Annotated in this window: 18 protein-coding genes; 12 read left to right on the forward strand and 6 right to left on the reverse strand. The window is 57.9% G+C overall.

Annotated features, from left to right (window positions below; translation table 11 throughout):
• Positions 1–115: 115 nt before the first annotated feature.
• Positions 116–1,810, reverse strand: a complete 1,695-nt coding sequence (gene narQ, locus BH712_RS16635; RefSeq protein WP_006811473.1) for a nitrate/nitrite two-component system sensor histidine kinase NarQ — start codon at positions 1,808–1,810, stop codon at positions 116–118.
• On the reverse strand, positions 1,807–2,079 hold the full coding sequence (locus BH712_RS24930; protein WP_032673988.1) for a hypothetical protein: 273 nt from the start codon (positions 2,077–2,079) through the stop codon (positions 1,807–1,809). The genes narQ and BH712_RS24930 overlap by 4 nt, the downstream gene beginning before the upstream one ends.
• Here BH712_RS24930 and aegA point away from each other — a divergent pair.
• The 3 genes from aegA to BH712_RS16655 all read left to right on the forward strand — a co-directional run bounded on the left by aegA (position 1,963) and on the right by BH712_RS16655 (position 5,750).
• On the forward strand, positions 1,963–3,939 hold the full coding sequence (gene aegA, locus BH712_RS16645) for a formate-dependent uric acid utilization protein AegA (protein ID WP_006811472.1): 1,977 nt from the start codon (positions 1,963–1,965) through the stop codon (positions 3,937–3,939). The two genes, BH712_RS24930 and aegA, sit on opposite strands and share 117 nt — an antisense overlap.
• Before the next feature lie 67 nt (positions 3,940–4,006).
• The gene (nudK, locus tag BH712_RS16650; protein WP_006811471.1) at positions 4,007–4,597 is read left to right on the forward strand and encodes a GDP-mannose pyrophosphatase NudK; all 591 of its coding nucleotides are present in this window, start codon (positions 4,007–4,009) and stop codon (positions 4,595–4,597) included.
• A 109-nt stretch (positions 4,598–4,706) separates the two neighbouring features.
• Entirely contained in the window at positions 4,707–5,750 is a 1,044-nt protein-coding gene (locus tag BH712_RS16655; protein ID WP_006811470.1) for a DUF1176 domain-containing protein, read from the forward strand.
• 80 nt (positions 5,751–5,830) lie between these two features.
• Here BH712_RS16655 and tkt read toward each other — a convergent pair whose 3' ends face one another.
• Together tkt and tal are read right to left on the reverse strand one after the other, a co-directional pair.
• A complete protein-coding gene (gene tkt / locus BH712_RS16660; RefSeq protein WP_006811469.1) occupies positions 5,831–7,819 on the reverse strand; it encodes a transketolase in 1,989 nt (662 codons plus the stop codon).
• 19 nt (positions 7,820–7,838) lie between these two features.
• Positions 7,839–8,789: a transaldolase gene (tal, locus tag BH712_RS16665; protein WP_006811468.1), complete on the reverse strand. Its 951-nt coding sequence runs from the start codon at positions 8,787–8,789 to the stop codon at positions 7,839–7,841.
• A gap of 286 nt (positions 8,790–9,075) precedes the next feature.
• Between tal and maeB the strand changes: the two genes are divergently transcribed.
• On the forward strand, positions 9,076–11,355 hold the full coding sequence (gene maeB / locus BH712_RS16670) for an NADP-dependent oxaloacetate-decarboxylating malate dehydrogenase (RefSeq protein ID WP_006811467.1): 2,280 nt from the start codon (positions 9,076–9,078) through the stop codon (positions 11,353–11,355).
• Positions 11,356–11,434: 79 nt separating this feature from the next.
• On the opposite strand, the gene hemF is transcribed toward maeB, so the two are convergent.
• Together hemF and amiA are read right to left on the reverse strand one after the other, a co-directional pair.
• Positions 11,435–12,334: an oxygen-dependent coproporphyrinogen oxidase gene (hemF, locus tag BH712_RS16675; RefSeq protein ID WP_006811466.1), complete on the reverse strand. Its 900-nt coding sequence runs from the start codon at positions 12,332–12,334 to the stop codon at positions 11,435–11,437.
• Positions 12,334–13,209 carry an N-acetylmuramoyl-L-alanine amidase AmiA gene (amiA, locus tag BH712_RS16680; protein WP_006811465.1) on the reverse strand — a complete coding sequence of 292 codons (876 nt, stop codon included), beginning with the start codon at positions 13,207–13,209 and terminating at the stop codon, positions 12,334–12,336. Before amiA ends, hemF begins: the two co-directional genes overlap by 1 nt.
• A gap of 212 nt (positions 13,210–13,421) precedes the next feature.
• Here amiA and BH712_RS16685 point away from each other — a divergent pair, with 212 nt between their 5' ends.
• From BH712_RS16685 to cysA, 8 genes are all read left to right on the forward strand, one after another.
• On the forward strand, positions 13,422–13,847 hold the full coding sequence (locus BH712_RS16685) for a GNAT family acetyltransferase (RefSeq protein WP_003861292.1): 426 nt from the start codon (positions 13,422–13,424) through the stop codon (positions 13,845–13,847).
• A complete protein-coding gene (locus tag BH712_RS16690) occupies positions 13,834–14,283 on the forward strand; it encodes a DUF2919 domain-containing protein (RefSeq protein WP_006811464.1) in 450 nt (149 codons plus the stop codon). Before BH712_RS16685 ends, BH712_RS16690 begins: the two co-directional genes overlap by 14 nt.
• A gap of 63 nt (positions 14,284–14,346) precedes the next feature.
• Positions 14,347–14,922: an RpoE-regulated lipoprotein gene (locus tag BH712_RS16695; protein ID WP_006811463.1), complete on the forward strand. Its 576-nt coding sequence runs from the start codon at positions 14,347–14,349 to the stop codon at positions 14,920–14,922.
• A gap of 92 nt (positions 14,923–15,014) precedes the next feature.
• Positions 15,015–15,914, forward strand: a complete 900-nt coding sequence (locus BH712_RS16700; protein WP_006811462.1) for a Dyp-type peroxidase — start codon at positions 15,015–15,017, stop codon at positions 15,912–15,914.
• Positions 15,915–16,076: 162 nt separating this feature from the next.
• On the forward strand, positions 16,077–17,090 hold the full coding sequence (locus tag BH712_RS16705; protein WP_006811461.1) for a sulfate ABC transporter substrate-binding protein: 1,014 nt from the start codon (positions 16,077–16,079) through the stop codon (positions 17,088–17,090).
• On the forward strand, positions 17,090–17,923 hold the full coding sequence (cysT, locus tag BH712_RS16710) for a sulfate/thiosulfate ABC transporter permease CysT (RefSeq protein WP_006811460.1): 834 nt from the start codon (positions 17,090–17,092) through the stop codon (positions 17,921–17,923). The genes BH712_RS16705 and cysT overlap by 1 nt, the downstream gene beginning before the upstream one ends.
• The gene (gene cysW / locus BH712_RS16715; protein ID WP_006811459.1) at positions 17,923–18,798 is read left to right on the forward strand and encodes a sulfate/thiosulfate ABC transporter permease CysW; all 876 of its coding nucleotides are present in this window, start codon (positions 17,923–17,925) and stop codon (positions 18,796–18,798) included. Before cysT ends, cysW begins: the two co-directional genes overlap by 1 nt.
• Positions 18,788–19,882 carry a sulfate/thiosulfate ABC transporter ATP-binding protein CysA gene (gene cysA / locus BH712_RS16720; protein WP_006811458.1) on the forward strand — a complete coding sequence of 365 codons (1,095 nt, stop codon included), beginning with the start codon at positions 18,788–18,790 and terminating at the stop codon, positions 19,880–19,882. Before cysW ends, cysA begins: the two co-directional genes overlap by 11 nt.
• The last annotated feature ends 98 nt before the right edge of the window (positions 19,883–19,980 follow it).

The raw sequence follows: 19,980 nt of genomic DNA on the forward strand, positions 1-19,980 counted from the left end.
GTTGTTATTGTCTATTGTCCGCCTAACTTTAGCGGTAAGGCCCAGGTCAAACGTGGAGAAATAAAGGAGATAATGTAAATTATCATGCGCTTTTTTCAGCGCGCCTTCTTTCTCGCTATTTTTCAGCCTGCGCCGCAGGCGTCCGGAACGTCACGCTGACCTGTGTCCCGCCCTGTGGCGGCTGAGAAAAGTGTAATGTCCCGCCGAGCCGTCCCGCGCGTTCGCGCATGATGTTCAGCCCGTAATGCCCCGGCGGTTCACTCGCCTCGCCAATACCAATACCGTTGTCGCGGATCGTAACCGTGTGTGTGCCGTCCGCGGTGGTGACGCAGCTGACCACGATCTCGCTGGCGTCGGCATGTTTAATCGCATTCAGTACCGCCTCACGCACAATCTGTAAGAGGTGCACCTGTTTTTGCGCGTCCAGCGCCAGCGACGAGAGACGGCAGTCGAGCACCAGCTTCGCGCGGGTCTGGCTTTGCAGTCCGTCGAGAGACTCCTGTAGCGCGGCAGGTAGATTGGCGTGATTGAGCGTCAGGCGGAAGGTGGTGAGCAGCTCGCGTAGCTGATGCCAGGCGTTATTCAGCTCGCGGGAGAAGTCCGTGATGATGGTCTGCGCCGGAGCATTGTCGCCCGGCACGGCATGCTTGAGCAGCGTAAGCTGAATGCGCAAATAGGAGAGCACCTGCGCCAGCGAATCATGCAGCTCGCGCGCGATGGTGGCGCGCTCCTCCATCAGCAGCAGTTGCTGATAATGTTTCTGCGCCTGGTTGAAATAGAGCCCCCGGCCCAGCATCGTCGCCACGCTTTCCATGAGCGGCAGCGGAACATCGCCCGTCGTGCTCTGCCAGCGCAATTCACCGTACAGCGTGTCCTGCATTAACACCGGTAAGTTGTGCATTTTCTCGCCTGGCGATTCCTGTCCTTCGCACAGCTGCCAGTCGTCACTGGTGCGCAATTGCAGGTAATTCATCTGCGTATAGTCATGCACAATCTGCAAAATATGCCGGAAGCAGTGGCTGTCTATCTGCCCGGTATTCAGCGCCTGTGAGCATTTGAACAGCATTTCGAGCTGCTGATGCGCTTCATTCAGGTGGCGGGTTTTTTCGGCAACGGAGTGCTCAAGGGAGCGATACAGAGTGTGCAATTCCGCCGACATGTGGTTGAAGGCGCGGGAAAGCTGGCCCAGTTCGTTGGGCAGCGCGGTATCCGGCGCGGGGGTGTCGAATTGCCCTTGTTCGATACGCTCGCTCGCCGCCACCAGATTATTCAGCGGCAGCACAACCTGACGTCGGATGCGCCGCAGGGTGAATACCGCCAGCAGCAAAATGCCCAGCCCGCCCGTCAGCGACATGAAAATCACCAGCTGAATTTTATGTTCAGTGTAGTACTGAAGCGCCAGCACAAAGGCATCTATCCGGCCAACGAAATCCTCAATGTGGTGCTGATACCACCCGGTATCGCCGCTGGCGATGCGTTTGTCCATCTCCTGCCAGCCAAGGTGCAGCTGCTGGTAACGCTGTTTGACGTCCTCGGGCACATACCAGCGGTTTAGCTTCTGCAACGCAGGCGCGCTCAGGGTTTTCTGCCAGACCGCGCGGTGCTGGGCCAGCGACGGGCTGGCGCGCTGCATTTCGTAGCCCAGGCGGTAGCTCTGCATGCGCAGCGAACCGGCGATGTTAATCGCCTCGGCGTCGCGCTGGCTGCTGGCGAGTGTCACCAGCGCAATGGCGCTGATCAGAACGGACAAGACAATCATCGAAAAGAAAGCCCGAGCCAGGCTTCCCGATACGGGGCGTTTAACGGTCACTCATCAGCTTCCTGAATTAAATTGATCTGCCACAGGTTCACTGGAAATAGTTCGTCTTCCTGGGCATTTGAACATTGCGTCGCCATGCCGCTGTGGGTAAATACGATAACAATAGAAAGAATAAGGTTATTGAACCAAAAACAGGTGTTGTTATGAATCGTTTTATTATGGCCAATGCTCAGCAGTGTATCGGTTGTCGCGCCTGCGAAGTCGCCTGTGTGATGGCGCACAATGGGGAACAGCACGTGCTGAGCGAGCGCCATTTTCATCCCCGCATTACGGTCCTTTCCTCTGGCTTGCGAAAAAGCCCAGTGACCTGCCACCACTGTGAAAACGCGCCCTGTGTGCAAAGCTGCCCGAACGGGGCCATCACGCAACACAGCGACAGCGTACAGGTCAATCAACAAAAATGCATTGGCTGTAAAGCCTGCGTGGTGGCCTGTCCGTTTGGCACGATGGACATGCTGGTCACCCCGCGGGAAAACGACAGCGTAAAGGCCTCGGCGCACAAATGCGACCTCTGTCTGGAAAGGCCGCAAGGCCCGGCCTGCGTGGAAAACTGCCCGGCGGAGGTGCTCACGCTCGCCACCCCGGCCGTACTGGATAACCTGGCTAAACAGCGCCGACAGCGCAGCGCAAGGCTGGACGCGCTGCCGTGGCACAGCGAGGCGACTCAGTCCGTACCGTCGCAAACCAAACGGCAGCAGATGCAAAACACCCCGGCGCGCGGTGAGCCGGATAAGCTCAGTCCTGAAGCGCGCGCCTGCCATTTTAACGAAATCTACCTGCCATTTCGCCCGGAACAGGCGCAGCGCGAAGCATCCCGTTGCCTGAAATGTGGCGAGCACAGCATTTGCGAGTGGACCTGTCCGCTGCATAACCACATTCCGCAGTGGATTGAGCGGGTCAGGGCGGGGGATATCACCGGTGCGGCTGAGCTTTCTCACCAGACCAACTGTTTACCGGAAATTACCGGCCGCGTCTGTCCCCAGGATCGATTATGTGAAGGCGCCTGCACCCTGCGTGATGCTTCTGGTGCCGTGACCATCGGTAATATCGAACGGTATATCTCGGATCGGGCGCTGGCGATGGGCTGGACGCCAGACGTCAGCCACGTTACGCCGGTTGGTAAGCGTGTCGCCGTTATTGGTGCCGGTCCGGCAGGGCTGGCCTGCGCCGACGTGCTGGTGCGCAGCGGTGTAGGTGTGACGGTTTACGACCGCCACCCGGAAATCGGCGGATTGCTGACCTTCGGTATTCCGGCTTTCAAGCTGGATAAATCCCTGTTAGCGCGGCGCAGAGAGATATTCAGCGCGATGGGCATCCGCTTCGAGCTGAACTGCGAGGTGGGAAAAGACGTGTCGATGGCCCAACTGCAAAACGACTACGATGCCCTGTTTATCGGTGTCGGGACCTATCGTTCCATGAAAGCGGGTATCCCTCACGAAGACGCCCCAGGCGTGTACGACGCGCTGCCGTTTTTAGTGGCGAACACGCGGAACGTGATGGGCCTTGAACCCGCCGCAGACGAGCCGTTTATCGACACGCAGGGGTTAAGCGTGGTGGTGCTGGGCGGGGGGGATACGGCGATGGACTGCGTGCGCACCGCGCTGCGACATGGCGCGGCGAAAGTAACCTGCGCGTACCGGCGGGACGAGGCCAACATGCCCGGCTCAAAGAAAGAGGTCAAAAACGCCAAAGAAGAGGGGGCGGCGTTCGAATTTAATGTTCAGCCGATTGAGCTTACGCTGGATGCCAACGGCAAGGTCAACGGCATCCGGATGTTGCGCACCCGTCTGGGCGAGCCGGACGCGCAGGGGCGGCGTCGCCCTGTCCCGGTGGCGGGCAGCGAGTTTGTGATGCCAGCGGATGCGGTGATCATGGCGTTTGGGTTTAATCCGCACGCCATGCCGTGGCTTCAGGCGCAGGGCGTCGACACCGACGACTGGGGGCGTATCAGGGCCTCCGTGGAGAGCCGTTATCGCTACCAGACCTCGAATCCGCAGATTTTTGCTGGCGGTGATGCGGTACGCGGTGCGGATCTGGTGGTCACCGCCATGGCAGAAGGGCGCCATGCCGCGCAGGGGATCATGGACTGGCTTGGCGTGCCGCCGCGCAGCATGCATTAACGCAGACGGGCGACAAAGCGGGCATCACGGCGTAGTATAAACAGACTCATTTTGCCGTGGAGCCCGTATGTCCCTGAACATTACCGTTATTAAAGACAAAATCCTTTCTGAAAATTACTTTGTCCTGCGTAACATCACTTACGATCTGACCCGTAAGAACGGGGATGTCATTCGCCACAAACGCGAAGTCTACGACCGGGGCAATGGCGCAACGATTCTGCTCTATAACCGTGAAAAGCAAAGCGTGGTGCTGATCCGCCAGTTTCGGATCGCAACATGGGTCAATGGCAACGCGGACGGGCGTCTGATTGAATCCTGTGCCGGTCTGCTTGATGACGATGAGCCGGAAGTGTGTATCCGCAAAGAGGCCATTGAGGAGACGGGCTTTGAAGTGGGGGCGGTGCAGAAAGTCTTTGAGCTATATATGTCCCCTGGCGGCGTCACCGAGCTGGTCCACTTCTTCGTTGCGGAATACACCGATGCCCAGCGCACGCACCGGGGCGGCGGCGTGGATGATGAAGACATCGAAGTGCTGGAGATGCCTTTCGCCCAGGCTGTCGACATGGTGAAACGCGGCGAGATCCGCGACGGTAAAGCGGTGATCCTGTTGCAATATCTGCAAACCAGCGGCCTGATGAACGCTGCGGCGGTAGCGTGATAAGTTGTATTTCAGATAAATCTATCCGATAAATCCGATTGAGCCAGCCCGCCCAGGGCACGAAGATACGCCCCAGATTGACCTATTCGTTTCCGGGGCTGTGCCATTCATGCGCTACTGCGTTTTTCTTCTCTTCTTCATTTGCGTGCTTCCCGCGCCTTTGGTGTGGGCTGCGCCTGCGCAGCAGTCTTTTTCAGACTGGCAGGTGACCTGCAACAACCAGAATTTCTGCGTAGCGCGGAATACCGGCGAACATCGCGGACTGGTCATGACGCTGAGCCGTAGTGCGGGGGCAAAAACGGACGCCAGCCTGCGTATCGATCTCGGTGGGCTTTCAGCGCCTCCGGTGAAAGAGCCTGATATCGCCCCGCGCCTGCTGCTCGACAATGCGCCGCTTAAACTCACGTCGCAACACTGGCAGTTAACCCCCTGGCATCTTAAGACAGACGATACGGGCACCATCACTACGTTTCTGAAAACCATTCAGGAAGGGCAGGCGCTGACCCTGCGCGGGGGGAAACAGACGATCTCCCTGGCCGGTCTGAAAGCTGCACTGCTGTTTATCGACGCCCAGCAAAAACGCGTCGGAAGTGAAACGGCATGGATCAAAAAAGGGGATAGTCCACCGCTGAGCGTGCCGCCTGCGCCGGCATTAAAAAAGGTGGCGGTGGTGAACCCGACGCCAACGCCGCTGACGCATAACGAACTCAACGATCTGCTGGATTACGGTACCTGGCGCATGAACCACAGCCAGTGCTCGCTCGATCCGAACCGGCGTGAGGTGCGCGTGACCGCGTTGACCGATGACAAAGCGCTGATGATCATCAGCTGTGAGGCGGGGGCGTACAACACCGTCGACCTGGCGTGGCTGGTGTCGCGTAAAAAACCCTTTGCGGCCAGGAGCGTGAGATTGCGCCTGCCGTTTACCCCGTCCAGCCAGAGTAGCGACATGGAGCTGATGAATGCCAGCTTCGATGAAAAAACGCGCGAGCTGACCACGCTGGCGCTGGGACGCGGGATTGGCGACTGCGGGATCCAGACCCGCTGGCGTTTTAACGGTCAGCGTTTCCGCCTGGTGCGCTACGCGGAAGAGCCAAGCTGCGATAACTGGAATGGGCCAGATGCCTGGCCCACGCTGTGGATCACAAGGTAGGGTTTTGCCGGGTGGCGGCTTACAACACCTCAAACCGTAGGCCCGGTAAGGCGAAGCCGCCACCGGGCACGAAGACTGCACTACAGCACGCTCAGCGCCTTCTCCACCACGTTCTCAACGGTAAAGCCGAAATACGGGAACAGCTTGTCGGCCGGGGCGGATTCACCGTAACCCTTCATGCCGACAATCGCCCCTTTCAGCCCGACGTATTTGTACCAGTAGTCAGCGATGCCTGCCTCAACCGCCACGCGCGCCGCGACGTTTGAAGGCAGCACCGATTCGCGGTACGTCTCATCCTGCGCATCAAAGATATCCGTTGAAGGCAGGGAAACCACGCGCACCGCGTGACCTTCGGCGGTCAGTTTCTCCGCCGCTTTCACCGTGATTTCCACCTCGGAACCGGTGGCAATCAGGATCACGTCCGGCTTGCCGCCGCTGTCTTTCAGGATGTACCCGCCGCGGGCGATATTTTTCACCTGCTCCGGCGTGCGCTCGATCTGCGCCAGATTCTGGCGCGACAGGATCAGCGCCGTGGGGCCATTATGACGCTCTACGGCCAGCTTCCAGCCCACCGCCGCTTCAACCTGATCGCACGGACGCCAGGTGCTGAAGTTAGGCGTTAAGCGCAGGCTCGCCAGCTGCTCTACCGCCTGGTGCGTCGGGCCATCTTCACCCAGCCCGATGGAGTCGTGGGTGTACACCATGATCTGCCGCGCTTTCATCAGGGCCGCCATACGCGCCGCGTTACGGGCATACTCGACAAACATCAGGAAGGTGGCGGTGTACGGCACGAAGCCGCCGTGGTGGGCGATGCCGTTAGCAATGGCGGTCATCCCGAACTCGCGCACGCCATAGTGGATGTAGTTCCCGGCAATGTCCTCCTTCAGGGATTTAGAGCCGGACCAGATGGTGAGGTTACTTGGCGCCAGATCCGCCGAGCCGCCCAGCAGTTCGGGCAGGACAGGGCCAATCGCGTTCAGGGTATTTTGTGACGCCTTACGGGTGGCGATTTTCGCCGGGTTGGATTGCAGGTTTTCAATCAGCGCCTGGGTTTTCTCTTCCCAGTCTTCCGGCAGGCCGCCGCTCATGCGGCGGGAAAACTCGGCCGCCAGCTCCGGGTACGCTTTTTTGTAGGCGGCAAACTTCTCGTTCCAGGCCTGCTGCGCTTTTTCACCTGTTTCACGGGCATCCCAGGCCTTGTAGATCTCTTTTGGGATCTCAAAGGCCGGGTGTTTCCAGCCCAGTTTCTGGCGGGTCAGCGCCACTTCCTCTTCACCCAGCGCCGCGCCGTGCGCCTCTTCTTTGCCCGCTTTGTTCGGCGAGCCGAAGCCGATGGTGGTGCGGCAGATGATCAGGGACGGTTTGTCCTTCACGCTCTGCGCTTCCTGAATCGCTTTTTTCACCGCCTCAGGATCGTGACCGTCGATCTCGTGCACCACGTGCCAGTGGTAGGCTTCAAAGCGTTTCGCCGTGTCGTCGGTAAACCAGCCCTCGATTTCCCCGTCAATGGAGATGCCGTTGTGATCGTAGAAGCCAATCAGCTTACCCAGCCCCAGCGTGCCCGCCAGAGAACAAACCTCGTGGGAGATCCCCTCCATCAGACAGCCGTCACCCATAAAGACATAGGTGTAGTGATCGACAATCTCGTGGTCGGGCTGGTTGAACTGCGCGGCCAGCGTACGCTCGGCAATCGCCAGGCCGACGGCATTCGCCAGCCCCTGACCCAGCGGGCCGGTGGTGGTTTCAACGCCCGGCGTGTAGCCGATCTCCGGGTGGCCCGGCGTTTTAGAGTGCAGCTGGCGGAAGTTTTTTAACTCCTCAAGCGGCAGGTCGTAACCGGAAAGGTGCAGCAGGCTGTAGAGCAGCATCGAGGCGTGACCGTTGGAAAGAATAAAACGGTCGCGGTCGTACCAGGTCGGATCGGTTGGGTTGTGCTTCAGGAAGTCGTTCCACAGCACCTCGGCGATATCAGCCATACCCATGGGGGCGCCAGGGTGGCCGGAATTGGCTTTTTGTACGGCATCCATGCTAAGGGCGCGAATGGCGTTGGCGAGCTCTTTACGGGACATAGTTCACTCCGTGGCAAGGTTAAAGTTTAGCGGCGAGAAGATCTTCGAGTTTGCGCTGGTCGACGGCGAACTGACGGATGCCGTCCGCCAGTTTTTCCACGGCCATGGGGTCCTGATTGTGCTCCCAGCGGAATTCCGCTTCGGTCATGGCTTTCGGTTTTGGCAGGACGGTGGAGGTCGGCACCAGCTTGCGGATCACCGTCTCTTCACTCTCCTGAAGCTTTTTCAGCAGGTCAGGGGAGATGGTCAGACGGTCGCAGCCCGCGAGCGCCAGGATCTGCTCGGTGCGGCGGAAGCTGGCCCCCATCACAATGGTCTCGTAGCGGTGCTGCTTGTAATAATCGTAGATATTACGCACTGATTTCACGCCGGGATCTTCGTCCACCACATACGGATCCATCGGCTGTTTCGCCTGATACCAGTCGTAGATACGCCCGACAAACGGTGAAATCAGGAACACGCCCGCTTCGGCGCAGGCACGGGCCTGAGCAAAGGAGAAAAGCAGCGTCAGGTTGCAGTGGATCCCCTCTTTCTCCAGCACTTCCGCCGCGCGGATGCCTTCCCAGGTAGACGCGAGCTTAATCAGAATGCGTGATTTATCGATCCCCTGCTCCTGGTAGAGTTCCACCAGGCGGCGAGCCTTGTTAATGCTCTTTTCCTGGTCGAATGAGAGGCGGGCATCCACTTCGGTGGAGACGCGTCCCGGTATGCTTTTAAGAATTTCCGCACCGATATTGACCGCCAGCTTGTCGCTGGCCTCGGCGACCTGCTGCTCCTGCGTTTTCCCGCGCTTTTTGCCATAGGCAAGGGCGTCATCAATCAGATGACTAAAGTGCGCAAGACCAGCCGCCTTCAGCAGCAGCGAGGGGTTGGTGGTCGCGTCTTCCGGCTGGTAGTGACGAATCGACTCGATGTCGCCGCTGTCTGCAACCACGGTGGTAAATTGTTTGATGCCGTCTAGCTGGTTCATAATTACTCCTTGGAAATAAAAGAGTTAGTCGAGTGCGTTAGGTCACACTTCTGAGAAAATCATGATGGACTTAACAAAAAAGCATAGCAGACGGGGGAGGCATTGCCCCCTGAGACGGGTAACATGGTTGTTATAAATTGATAACAATTTTTATTCTGCAATGGTGAGAGTTTGGCAGCCTTCAAAGTTTAGGAGCCTGCCTGCGGCGATACTATGCGGCACACCAGGGTGTGCATAGGAACGTCAACATCACCCTTTTTGACCGAAACGTGAAAGGAATAACAAGATGGATGATCAGTTAAAACAGAGCGCTCTCGATTTTCACGAGTTTCCTGTTCCGGGTAAAATCCAGGTATCCCCGACCAAACCGCTGGCGACCCAGCGCGATCTGGCGCTGGTCTACTCGCCAGGCGTAGCCGCTCCGTGCCTTGAAATCGAAAAAGATCCGCTGGCAGCGTACAAATATACCGCGCGCGGCAACCTGGTGGCCGTTATCTCTAACGGTACGGCGGTGCTGGGGTTAGGGAACATTGGCGCGCTGGCCGGTAAGCCGGTAATGGAAGGAAAGGGCGTTCTGTTTAAGAAATTTGCCGGTATCGACGTTTTCGATATCGAAGTGGACGAACTGGATCCGGATAAATTTATCAACGTGGTGGCGGCGCTGGAGCCGACCTTTGGCGGCATCAACCTGGAAGACATCAAAGCGCCGGAATGTTTCTATATCGAGCAGAAGCTGCGCGAGCGTATGAACATTCCCGTGTTCCATGACGACCAGCACGGCACGGCGATCATCAGCACCGCCGCCATTCTGAACGGCCTGCGAGTGGTGGAGAAAAATCTCTCCGACGTGCGCATGGTGGTGTCCGGCGCAGGGGCAGCGGCCATCGCCTGTATGAACCTGCTGGTGGCGCTGGGGATGCAGAAACACAACATTGTGGTCTGCGACTCCAAGGGTGTGATCTACAAAGACCGCGAGCCGAACATGGCGGAAACCAAAGCGGCCTATGCGGTGGAAGACGACGGCAAACGCACGCTTGAGGACGTGATTGACGGCGCGGACATTTTCCTCGGCTGTTCCGGCCCGAAAGTGCTGACCCAGGAGATGGTGCAGAAGATGGCGCGCGCGCCAATGATCCTGGCCCTGGCGAACCCGGAGCCGGAAATTCTGCCGCCGCTGGCGAAAGCGGTGCGTGAAGATGCAATCATCTGTACGGGTCGTTCCGACTACCCGAACCAGGTGAACAACGTGCTTTGCTTCCCGTTCATCTTCCGCGGTGCGCTGGACGTTGGCGCCACGGCAATCAACGAAGAGATGAAGCTTGCCGCCGTTCACGCTATTGCCGAGCTGGCGCATGCCGAGCAGAGCGAAGTGGTGGCCTCCGCCTATGGCGATCAGGATCTGAGCTTTGGTCCGGACTACATCATCCCTAAACCGTTCGACCCGCGTCTGATCGTGAAGATCGCGCCCGCGGTGGCAAAAGCGGCGATGGATTCCGGCGTGGCGATGCGCCCGATTGACGATTTCGATGCCTATGTCGATAAACTCACCGAGTTTGTCTACAAAACCAACCTGTTTATGAAGCCGATCTTCTCCCAGGCGCGCGCCGACGCGAAGCGCGTGGTGCTGGCGGAAGGGGAAGAGGCGCGCGTGCTGCATGCCACGCAGGAGCTGATCACCTTAGGGCTGGCGAAACCGATCCTGATTGGTCGTCCGAGCGTGATCGAGATGCGTATCCAGAAGCTGGGCCTGCAAATTAAGCCGGGCGTCGACTTTGAGATCGTCAATAACGAATCCGATCCGCGCTTCAAAGAGTACTGGAACGAATACTATTCGATCATGAAGCGTCGCGGGATCACGCAGGAGCAGGCGCAGCGGGCGGTGATCAGCAACACTACGGTGATCGGCGCGATCATGGTTCACCGCGGTGAGGCGGATGCGCTGATCTGCGGCACCATCGGCGAGTACCATGAGCACTTCAGCGTGGTGCAGGAGATCTTCGGCTATCGCGAGGGCGTCCATACTGCCGGGGCGATGAACGCGCTGCTGCTGCCGAGCGGCAACACCTTTATCGCCGATACCTACGTCAACGACGATCCTTCTCCAGAGGAGCTGGCGGAAATCACCGTGATGGCGGCGGAAACCGTGCGCCGCTTTGGTATCGAGCCGAAAGTGGCGCTGCTGTCGCACTCTAACTTTGGCTCATCTAAATCCGCGGCGGCGTGCAAGATGCGCCAGACGCTGGAGCTGGTGCGTGAGCGCGCGCCGGAGCTGATGATTGACGGCGAGATGCACGGCGACGCCGCGCTGGTGGAGAGCATTCGTAATGAACGTATGCCGGACAGCCCGCTGAAAGGCTCGGCGAACGTGCTGATTATGCCGAACGTGGAAGCGGCGCGTATCAGCTATAACCTGCTGCGCGTATCGAGTTCTGAAGGGGTGACCGTAGGGCCGGTGCTGATGGGGGTGTCGAAACCGGTACATGTGTTAACGCCGATTGCTTCCGTGCGTCGTATCGTCAACATGGTTGCGCTGGCGGTGGTGGAGGCGCAAACGCAGCCGCTGTAAGCGCTGCGTGTCGGGTGGCGCGTTCGCTTACCCGACCTACGGGACTCGTAGGCCGGATAAGCGCAGCGCCATCCGGCAGTTACACCCACTCCCGAACCTGAATAAACTCTTTCAAGGCAGCCTCCGGGCTGCCTTCTTTTGGCTCGTAGCTGTATTCCCAGCGCACCAGCGGCGGCATCGACATCAGGATTGACTCCGTGCGTCCGCCGGTTTGCAGGCCAAACAGCGTCCCGCGATCCCACACCAGGTTAAATTCCACGTAGCGCCCGCGGCGGTACAGCTGGAACTCACGCTCGCGCACCCCGTAATCGGTATTTTTACGGCGTTCGACAATCGGCAGATAGGCGTCGGTAAAGCCTTCACCCACCGCGCGCATAAAGCTGAACGCGGTATCAAAATCTGGTGTGTTGAGATCGTCAAAGAACAGCCCGCCAATGCCGCGCTGTTCGTCGCGGTGCTTCAGATAGAAATAGTCATCGCACCACTTTTTGTATTTCGGGTAAACATCTTCACCAAACGGCAGACAGAGATCGCGCGCGGTGGTGTGCCAGTGTACGGCGTCCTCTTCAAAGCCATAGTAGGGCGTTAAGTCGAAACCGCCGCCAAACCACCAGACCGGATCGGCGCCCGGTTTTTCCGCGATGAAAAAGCGCACGTTGGCGTGGCTGGTTGGCACAAACGGGTTATGCGGATGCACCACCAGCGAGACGCCCATCGCCTCGAAGCAGCGGCCTGCCAGCTCAGGGCGATGCGCCGTGGCGGAGGCTGGCATTGCATCACCGTGGACGTGGGAGAAGTTGACCCCGGCCTGTTCAAAAATGCCGCCGTTACGCAGCACGCGGCTGCGTCCGCCGCCGCCCGCTTCGCGCTGCCAGGCATCTTCCTGGAATTCACCGCCATCTGCGGCGGCCAGTTTCTGGCAAATCGCGTCCTGAAGCTGCATCAGGAACGTTTTGACCAGCTGTGCATTCGGTTTCATCAACGTTTCCTTGAGTGCGCTTTTTGGTTATCGAACCAGTTGAAATAACTGATGACCCCGGAGGCGATGGCGTTGGCGATCTTCTGGCGAAACGCCGTGGTGCCGAGCAAACGCTCTTCTTCCGGGTTGGTAATGAACGAGGTTTCAACCAGCACGGACGGAATGGACGGGGACTTCAGCACCACAAACGCGGCCTGCTCGGTGCTTTTACTGTGCAGACGGTGCACGGGCTTGATCCGTTTGAGGATATGCGAGCCGAGCGTCAGGCTGTTTTTGATGGTATCGGTCTGAACGAGATCGAACAGCACCTGCTGCAACAGATGATCTTTATCCGTAGCCTTCTTCCCCGCCACTTCATCCGCCCGGTTTTCGCGATCGGAGAGGTATTTCGCCATCGCGCTACTGGCGCCGCGGTTGGAGAGGGCGAACACCGACGCGCCTGCGGCGGAAGGGTTTGTGAAGCCATCCGCGTGAATGGACATAAACAGGTCGGCGCCGTGCTTATGGGCAATCTCCACGCGATCGTACAGCGGGATAAACGTGTCGCCTGTGCGCGTCAGGCGGGCGTCAATGCCATTGCTGCGTAAAATCGATCGCACATTTTTTGCAATTGCCAGTACGACGTGTTTTTCTTTCGAACCGTTTCGGCCAATGGCGCCGGTGTCGATCCCGCCGTGGCCCGGATCGAGCATGACCAGACGCTTTGCGCCCGCTTTTTTGGTTTTCGGCTTGCTGTGTCCGTTACTGGTTTTAAGCGTGCTCTCTTCTTTTGCCTGAGCCTGCTGTGCGATGCCCGTTAACGTTAAGGCCGCCAGCCCCGCTTTGAGAACCTGACGACGCGATGTGAGTGCTTTTAATGGTTTGAATGTGCTCATGCGGCCTGAATTGTAAAAATTGGGGTCCTGGTGTTATATCGTATCGCGTTTTGCGTGACGACATTCCTTATTGAGAAATGTTTTACTTTTCATTTCAATACGTGACAAAGTGACATTATGCCAAATTTTGGCGAGTTTTTCCCCGGTTATTGGCTAAATGCCCTGTTCACGCCATAATCACTGTTTTTGAACCCGAAAAGGCGGTTAATACCATGGAGATACGCGTTTTTCGCCAGGAAGATTTCGAAGAGGTGATCACCCTTTGGGAGCGCTGCGATCTGCTGCGTCCGTGGAACGATCCGGAAATGGACATTGAGCGGAAGGTGAATCACGACGTCAGTCTGTTTCTCGTCGCAGAGGTTAACGGCGAGGTGGTCGGGACGGTGATGGGCGGGTACGACGGCCACCGCGGGTCGGCTTACTATCTGGGCGTGCACCCGGAATACCGTGCGCGCGGCATTGCAAATGCGCTGCTTAACCGTCTGGAAAAGAAACTGATCGCCCGTGGCTGCCCGAAAATCCAGATTATGGTCCGGGAAGATAACGACGTGGTGCTGGGTATGTATGAACGTCTGGGCTACGAGCACGCGGATGTACTGACGCTGGGTAAGCGCCTGATCGAAGATGAAGAGTACTGAATTCCACCCTGGCGACTATGATGTTCACGGTCGTCTGCGTCTGCCTTTTTTGTTCTGGTGCGTTCTGCTGTTGCAGGCCAGAACCTGGGTGCTGTTCGTGATGGCTGGCGCGTCGCGCGGGCAGGGCGATACGTTACTGAATCTCTTTTATCCCGATCACGATGCGTTCTGGCTGGGATTGCTGCCCGGTGTACCGGCGGTTCTGGCGTTCCTGTGCAGCGGTCGGCGGCAGGCTCTCCCGCGATTCTGGCGCGCGCTTCGCTGGCTGTTGATCCTGGCGCAGGTTGTGCTCCTGGTCTGGCAGCCCGTGCTCTGGCTGTACGGCGAGCCGCTTTCCGGTATCGGGATTGCGCTGGTGGTGGCGGATATTGTCGCGCTGCTGTGGCTGGTCACGAATCCCCGTTTACGCGCCTGTTTTACGCAAGAGTCAGATTAAAACGGCACTTTTTGCCGATACCGCACTCCAACAAGCGTTGATTTATTACGTAAGGACGTCTCAATGAAATCGCTGCGTTTACTTTTATGCGCTCTTCCGCTGGCGTTAACCGGCTGTTCCACGCTCTCATCCATCAACTGGTCGGCGGCCTATCCGTGGAACTGGTTTGGCTCCTCAACGGAGGTGACCGAGCAGGGCGTGGGCAAAATCACCGCCGCGACGGCGCTGGATCAGGACGCCATTCAGGATGCCATCGGCAGTGATTATCGCCTGCGCAGCGGCATGAAAACCGAGAACGGCAACATTGTGCGCTATTTCGAAGCGTTGAAAGACGACAAGGTAGCGATGGTCATTAACGGCGATAACGGCACGGTCAACCGCATTGCGGTGATGGATGAAGAGATCCCGACCTCGGGTGGCGTGAAAGTGGGGACGCCGTTTGGCGAGCTGTATCAAAAAGCGTTTGGCCACTGCGCCAGTGTGCCGTCGGATGACAGCGTGGCGGTCGAGTGTAAGGCCGACGGTAGCCAGCACATCAGCTACGTTTTCAGCGGCACCTGGAACGGTCCGGAAGGGTTAATGCCGTCTGACGACACCCTGAAAAAGTGGAAAGTGAGCAAAATTATCTGGAAGCAGTAATTTGCGCCTGAGCAAGCCGCCTCGCTGAAATCCAGGTATAATAGCCGCCATCAATGCCACGCTGTCGTGGCATCTTTTTTTCAGGAGGAGCGATGTCTCAGGTTCAGAGTGGCATTTTGCCAGAACATTGCCGCGCGGCGATTTGGATTGAAGCCAATGTCAAAGGGGACGTGGATGCCCTGCGCGCGGCCAGCAAAGTTTTCGTTGATAAACTGGCCACCTTCCAGGCCAAATTCCCGGAAGCCCATCTGGGCGCGGTGGTTGCCTTTGGCAACACCGTCTGGCGTCAGCTGAGCGGCGGCGAAGGCGCAGAAGAGCTGAAAGACTTTATTCCTTACGGCAAAGGTCTTGCGCCAGCCACCCAGTATGACGTCCTGATCCATATCCTCTCCCTGCGTCACGACGTGAACTTTTCCGTTGCTCAGGCCGCGATGGAGGCCTTTGGTGACAGCCTCGACGTGCAGGAAGAAGTTCACGGTTTCCGCTGGGTGGAAGAGCGCGATTTGAGCGGCTTTGTCGACGGCACCGAAAACCCGGCCGGGGAAGAGACGCGCCGCGAGGTGGCTGTTATCAAAGATGGCGTGGACGCGGGCGGCAGCTACGTGTTCGTCCAGCGCTGGGAGCATAACCTCAAACAGCTTAACCGCATGAGCGTGCATGACCAGGAGATGATGATTGGCCGCACCAAAGACGCCAATGAAGAGATTGACGGCGATGCGCGTCCGGTTACTTCCCACCTGACCCGCGTTGACCTTAAAGAAGACGGTAAGGGGCTGAAGATTGTTCGCCAGAGCCTGCCGTACGGCACCGCGAGCGGTACGCACGGCCTGTACTTCTGCGCTTACTGCGCACGCCTCTACAACATCGAACAGCAGCTGTTGAGCATGTTCGGCGATACCGACGGCAAGCGTGACGCCATGTTGCGCTTCACTAAGCCGGTGACTGGCGGCTACTACTTTGCGCCGTCCGTTGAGCGCCTGCTGGCGCTGTAATGCCCCTCACCCTGACCCTCTCCCCACAGGGGAGAGGGGAAAAATGCCTTATTCCCTTTTCTGCTTCTAAATCACCAAACGGTATATAAAACCGTTACTCCTTTAGACTCCGTTATAAATATTATGACTATAAGATAGTCATCACATTTATAAGGGTGCGCAATGACCGTTACTGTACTGAAAAAAGGATCGCTGGCACTGGCAGGTTTACTGCTGGTGGCACAGGCGCAGGCAACCGAGTTGCTGAACAGTTCTTATGATGTTTCGCGCGAGCTGTTTGCTGCCCTTAATCCCGCATTTGAACAGCAGTGGGCGAAAGAGAATAACGGCGACAAGCTGACCATCAAACAATCTCACGCGGGATCATCCAAACAGGCGCTGGCTATTTTGCAGGGGCTGAAAGCGGATGTGGTGACCTACAACCAGGTGACTGACGTGCAGATCCTGCACGACAAAGGCAAGCTGATCCCGGCGGACTGGCAAAGTCGTCTGCCGAACAACAGCTCGCCGTTCTATTCCACCATGGGCTTCCTGGTGCGCAAGGGCAACCCGAAAAACATCCACGACTGGAACGACCTGGTGCGTTCTGACGTCAAGCTGATCTTCCCGAATCCGAAAACCTCCGGTAACGCGCGTTATACCTATCTGGCGGCGTGGGGCGCAGCGGACAAAGCGGACGGTAACGATAAAGCGAAAACCGAACAGTTTATGACCCAGTTCCTGAAAAACGTCGAAGTGTTTGATACCGGCGGTCGGGGTGCTACCACCACCTTCGCCGAACGCGGGCTGGGCGACGTGCTGATCAGCTTTGAATCTGAAGTGAATAACATCCGCAAGCAGTACGAAGCGCAGGGTTTTGAGGTCGTTATCCCGAAAACCAATATTCTGGCCGAGTTCCCGGTGGCGTGGGTGGATAAAAACGTCAAAGCCAACGGCACGGAGAAAGCGGCAAAAGCCTACCTCAACTATCTGTACAGCCCGCAGGCGCAGACGGTGATCACCGACTACTACTATCGCGTCAACAATCCGGACGTGATGAACAAGTTGAAAGACAAATTCCCGCAGACCGAACTGTTCCGCGTGGAAGACCATTTCGGCGCCTGGCCTGAGGTGATGAAAACGCATTTTGCCAGCGGCGGTGAGTTAGATAAATTGCTGGCGGCGGGGCGTAAGTAATGTTTGCAGTCTCGACAAAACGCGTGCTGCCGGGCTTTACCTTAAGCCTCGGGACCAGCCTGCTGTTCGTCTGTCTGATTTTATTGTTACCGCTCAGCGCGCTGGTAATGCAGGTTGCTGAGATGAGCTGGTCCCAGTACTGGGAAGTGGTCACCAACCCACAGGTGGTGGCGGCATACAAAGTGACGCTGCTTTCGGCGTTTGTGGCCTCGATTTTTAACGGCGTGTTTGGCCTGCTGATGGCGTGGATCTTAACCCGCTACCGCTTTCCGGGGCGTACGCTGCTCGACGCGCTGATGGATCTGCCGTTTGCGCTGCCTACTGCGGTGGCCGGTTTGACGCTGGCGTCGCTGTTCTCGGTGAACGGGTTTTACGGCGAATGGCTGGCGAAGTTTGATATTAAAGTGACCTATACCTGGCTCGGTATCGCGGTGGCGATGGCCTTCACCAGCATCCCGTTTGTGGTGCGTACCGTGCAGCCGGTGCTGGAAGAGTTAGGCCCGGAATACGAAGAGGCCGCAGAAACCCTCGGCGCCACGCGCTGGCAGAGTTTCCGTAAGGTTGTGCTGCCGGAACTGTCTCCGGCCTTGCTGGCGGGAGTGGCGCTCTCCTTTACCCGCAGCCTCGGCGAATTTGGCGCGGTTATTTTTATCGCCGGGAACATCGCGTGGAAAACGGAAGTAACCTCGCTGATGATTTTTGTCCGTTTGCAGGAGTTTGATTATCCGGCCGCGAGCGCGATTGCCTCGGTGATCCTTGCCGCGTCGCTGTTGCTGCTGTTCTCGATTAACACTCTGCAAAGTCGCTTTGGTCGACGTGTGGTAGGTCACTGATGGCGGAAGTTACGCAATTGAAGCGCTATGACGCACCCCGCATCAACTGGGGTAAATGGTTTTTAATTGGTACCGGCGTGCTGGTTTCAACGTTAATTCTCGTCGTACCAACGGTTTATATCTTTGTTCATGCGTTCAGTGAGGGGCTGATGCCTGCGCTGAACAACCTGGCCGATCCGGACATGCTCCACGCCATCTGGCTGACGGTGATGATTGCCCTGATCACCGTCCCGGTGAATCTGGTGTTTGGCGTATTGCTGGCCTGGCTGGTAACGCGCTTTAACTTCCCGGGGCGTCAGCTACTGCTGACCCTGCTGGATATCCCGTTTGCGGTGTCGCCGGTGGTGGCGGGCCTGGTTTATCTGCTCTTCTACGGCTCCAACGGTCCGCTGGGCGGCTGGCTGGATGAGCACGACCTGCAAATTATGTTCGCATGGCCGGGAATGGTACTGGTGACGGTCTTTGTCACCTGTCCGTTCGTGGTACGCGAACTGGTGCCGGTGATGCTCAGCCAGGGCAGCCATGAAGATGAAGCCGCGGTGCTGCTCGGCGCTTCCGGCTGGCAGATGTTCCGCCGCGTCACGCTGCCGAATATTCGCTGGGCGCTGCTTTACGGCGTGGTGTTGACCAACGCCCGTGCGATTGGCGAGTTCGGTGCCGTATCCGTCGTCTCCGGTTCCATTCGGGGTGAAACCCTGTCGCTGCCGTTACAGATTGAATTATTACAGCAGGACTACAACACCATCGGCTCGTTTACTGCCGCAGCGTTGCTGACGCTGATGGCCATTTTGACCCTGTTTTTGAAGAGTGTGGTGCAGTGGCGTTTAGAGAATCAGGAAAAACGTCAGCATCAGGAGGGAAATCATGAGCATTGAGATTGCCAATATTAAGAAGTCTTTTGGTCGCACCCAGGTGCTGAATGATATCTCGCTGGATATCCCTTCCGGACAAATGGTGGCGCTGTTGGGGCCGTCTGGCTCCGGTAAAACCACGCTGCTGCGTATTATCGCCGGGCTTGAACACCAGACCAGCGGACACATCCGCTTCCACGGCACCGACGTGAGCCGCCTGCATGCCCGCGACCGTAAAGTGGGCTTTGTATTCCAGCATTACGCGCTGTTCCGCCATATGACGGTATTCGACAACATCGCGTTTGGCCTGACCGTGCTGCCGCGTCGTGAGCGTCCGAATGCTGCCACCATCAAAGCGAAAGTGACCAAACTGCTTGAGATGGTGCAGCTTGCCCATCTGGCGGACCGCTTCCCGGCACAGCTTTCCGGCGGGCAGAAGCAGCGTGTGGCGCTGGCGCGCGCGTTAGCCGTTGAACCGCAAATTCTGCTGCTGGACGAACCGTTCGGCGCGCTGGATGCCCAGGTGCGAAAAGAGCTGCGCCGCTGGCTGCGTCAGCTGCATGAGGAACTCCAGTTCACCAGCGTTTTCGTCACCCACGATCAGGAAGAGGCGATGGAAGTGGCCGACCGCGTGGTGGTGATGAGTCAGGGCAACATTGAGCAGGTTGACGAGCCAGAGCAGCTCTGGCGTGAACCGGCGACCCGCTTTGTGCTGGAGTTTATGGGGGAAGTAAACCGCCTTCAGGGCACCATTCGCGGGGGGCAGTTCCACGTTGGTGCGCACCGCTGGCCGCTGGGGTATACCTCAGCACATCAGGGGCCGGTCGATCTGTTCCTGCGTCCGTGGGAAGTGGATGTCAGCCGCCGTACCAGCCTGGATTCACCGCTTCCGGTGCAGGTGCTGGAAGCTAGCCCTAAAGGTCACTACACCCAATTGGTAGTACAGCCCCTGGGCTGGTACACCGAGCCGCTGACCGTGGTTATGCGTGACGACGTGCCGCCGCACCGGGGCGAACGCCTGTTTGTGGGTCTGCAACACGCGCGCATTTATCACGGCAACGAGCGCATCGAGACGCGCGAGGATATTGCTCTGGCGGAATCAGCCTGATAGGTTATTAGTATGTTTATCGCCCGGTGGCGCTACGCTGACCGGGCCTACAGTTATCACTGCGTCTTGTAGGCCGGGTAAGCTAAGCGCCACCCGGC

The sequence above is a fragment of the Enterobacter hormaechei ATCC 49162 genome (assembly GCF_001875655.1).
Taxonomy (GTDB): Bacteria; Pseudomonadota; Gammaproteobacteria; order Enterobacterales; family Enterobacteriaceae; genus Enterobacter; species Enterobacter hormaechei.

Bases quoted from the DNA above. Each gene is read 5' to 3' on its own strand.
- aegA (WP_006811472.1), top strand. From the start codon at position 1,963: ATGAATCGTTTTATTATGGCCAATGCTCAGCAGTGTATCGGTTGTCGC.
- BH712_RS24930 (WP_032673988.1), bottom strand. From the start codon at position 2,079: ATGAAAATGGCGCTCGCTCAGCACGTGCTGTTCCCCATTGTGCGCCAT.
- nudK (WP_006811471.1), top strand. From the start codon at position 4,007: ATGTCCCTGAACATTACCGTTATTAAAGACAAAATCCTTTCTGAAAAT.
- BH712_RS16655 (WP_006811470.1), top strand. From the start codon at position 4,707: ATGCGCTACTGCGTTTTTCTTCTCTTCTTCATTTGCGTGCTTCCCGCG.
- tkt (WP_006811469.1), bottom strand. From the start codon at position 7,819: ATGTCCCGTAAAGAGCTCGCCAACGCCATTCGCGCCCTTAGCATGGAT.
- tal (WP_006811468.1), bottom strand. From the start codon at position 8,789: ATGAACCAGCTAGACGGCATCAAACAATTTACCACCGTGGTTGCAGAC.
- maeB (WP_006811467.1), top strand. From the start codon at position 9,076: ATGGATGATCAGTTAAAACAGAGCGCTCTCGATTTTCACGAGTTTCCT.
- hemF (WP_006811466.1), bottom strand. From the start codon at position 12,334: ATGAAACCGAATGCACAGCTGGTCAAAACGTTCCTGATGCAGCTTCAG.
- amiA (WP_006811465.1), bottom strand. From the start codon at position 13,209: ATGAGCACATTCAAACCATTAAAAGCACTCACATCGCGTCGTCAGGTT.
- BH712_RS16685 (WP_003861292.1), top strand. From the start codon at position 13,422: ATGGAGATACGCGTTTTTCGCCAGGAAGATTTCGAAGAGGTGATCACC.
- BH712_RS16690 (WP_006811464.1), top strand. From the start codon at position 13,834: ATGAAGAGTACTGAATTCCACCCTGGCGACTATGATGTTCACGGTCGT.
- BH712_RS16695 (WP_006811463.1), top strand. From the start codon at position 14,347: ATGAAATCGCTGCGTTTACTTTTATGCGCTCTTCCGCTGGCGTTAACC.
- BH712_RS16700 (WP_006811462.1), top strand. From the start codon at position 15,015: ATGTCTCAGGTTCAGAGTGGCATTTTGCCAGAACATTGCCGCGCGGCG.
- BH712_RS16705 (WP_006811461.1), top strand. From the start codon at position 16,077: ATGACCGTTACTGTACTGAAAAAAGGATCGCTGGCACTGGCAGGTTTA.
- cysT (WP_006811460.1), top strand. From the start codon at position 17,090: ATGTTTGCAGTCTCGACAAAACGCGTGCTGCCGGGCTTTACCTTAAGC.
- cysW (WP_006811459.1), top strand. From the start codon at position 17,923: ATGGCGGAAGTTACGCAATTGAAGCGCTATGACGCACCCCGCATCAAC.
- cysA (WP_006811458.1), top strand. From the start codon at position 18,788: ATGAGCATTGAGATTGCCAATATTAAGAAGTCTTTTGGTCGCACCCAG.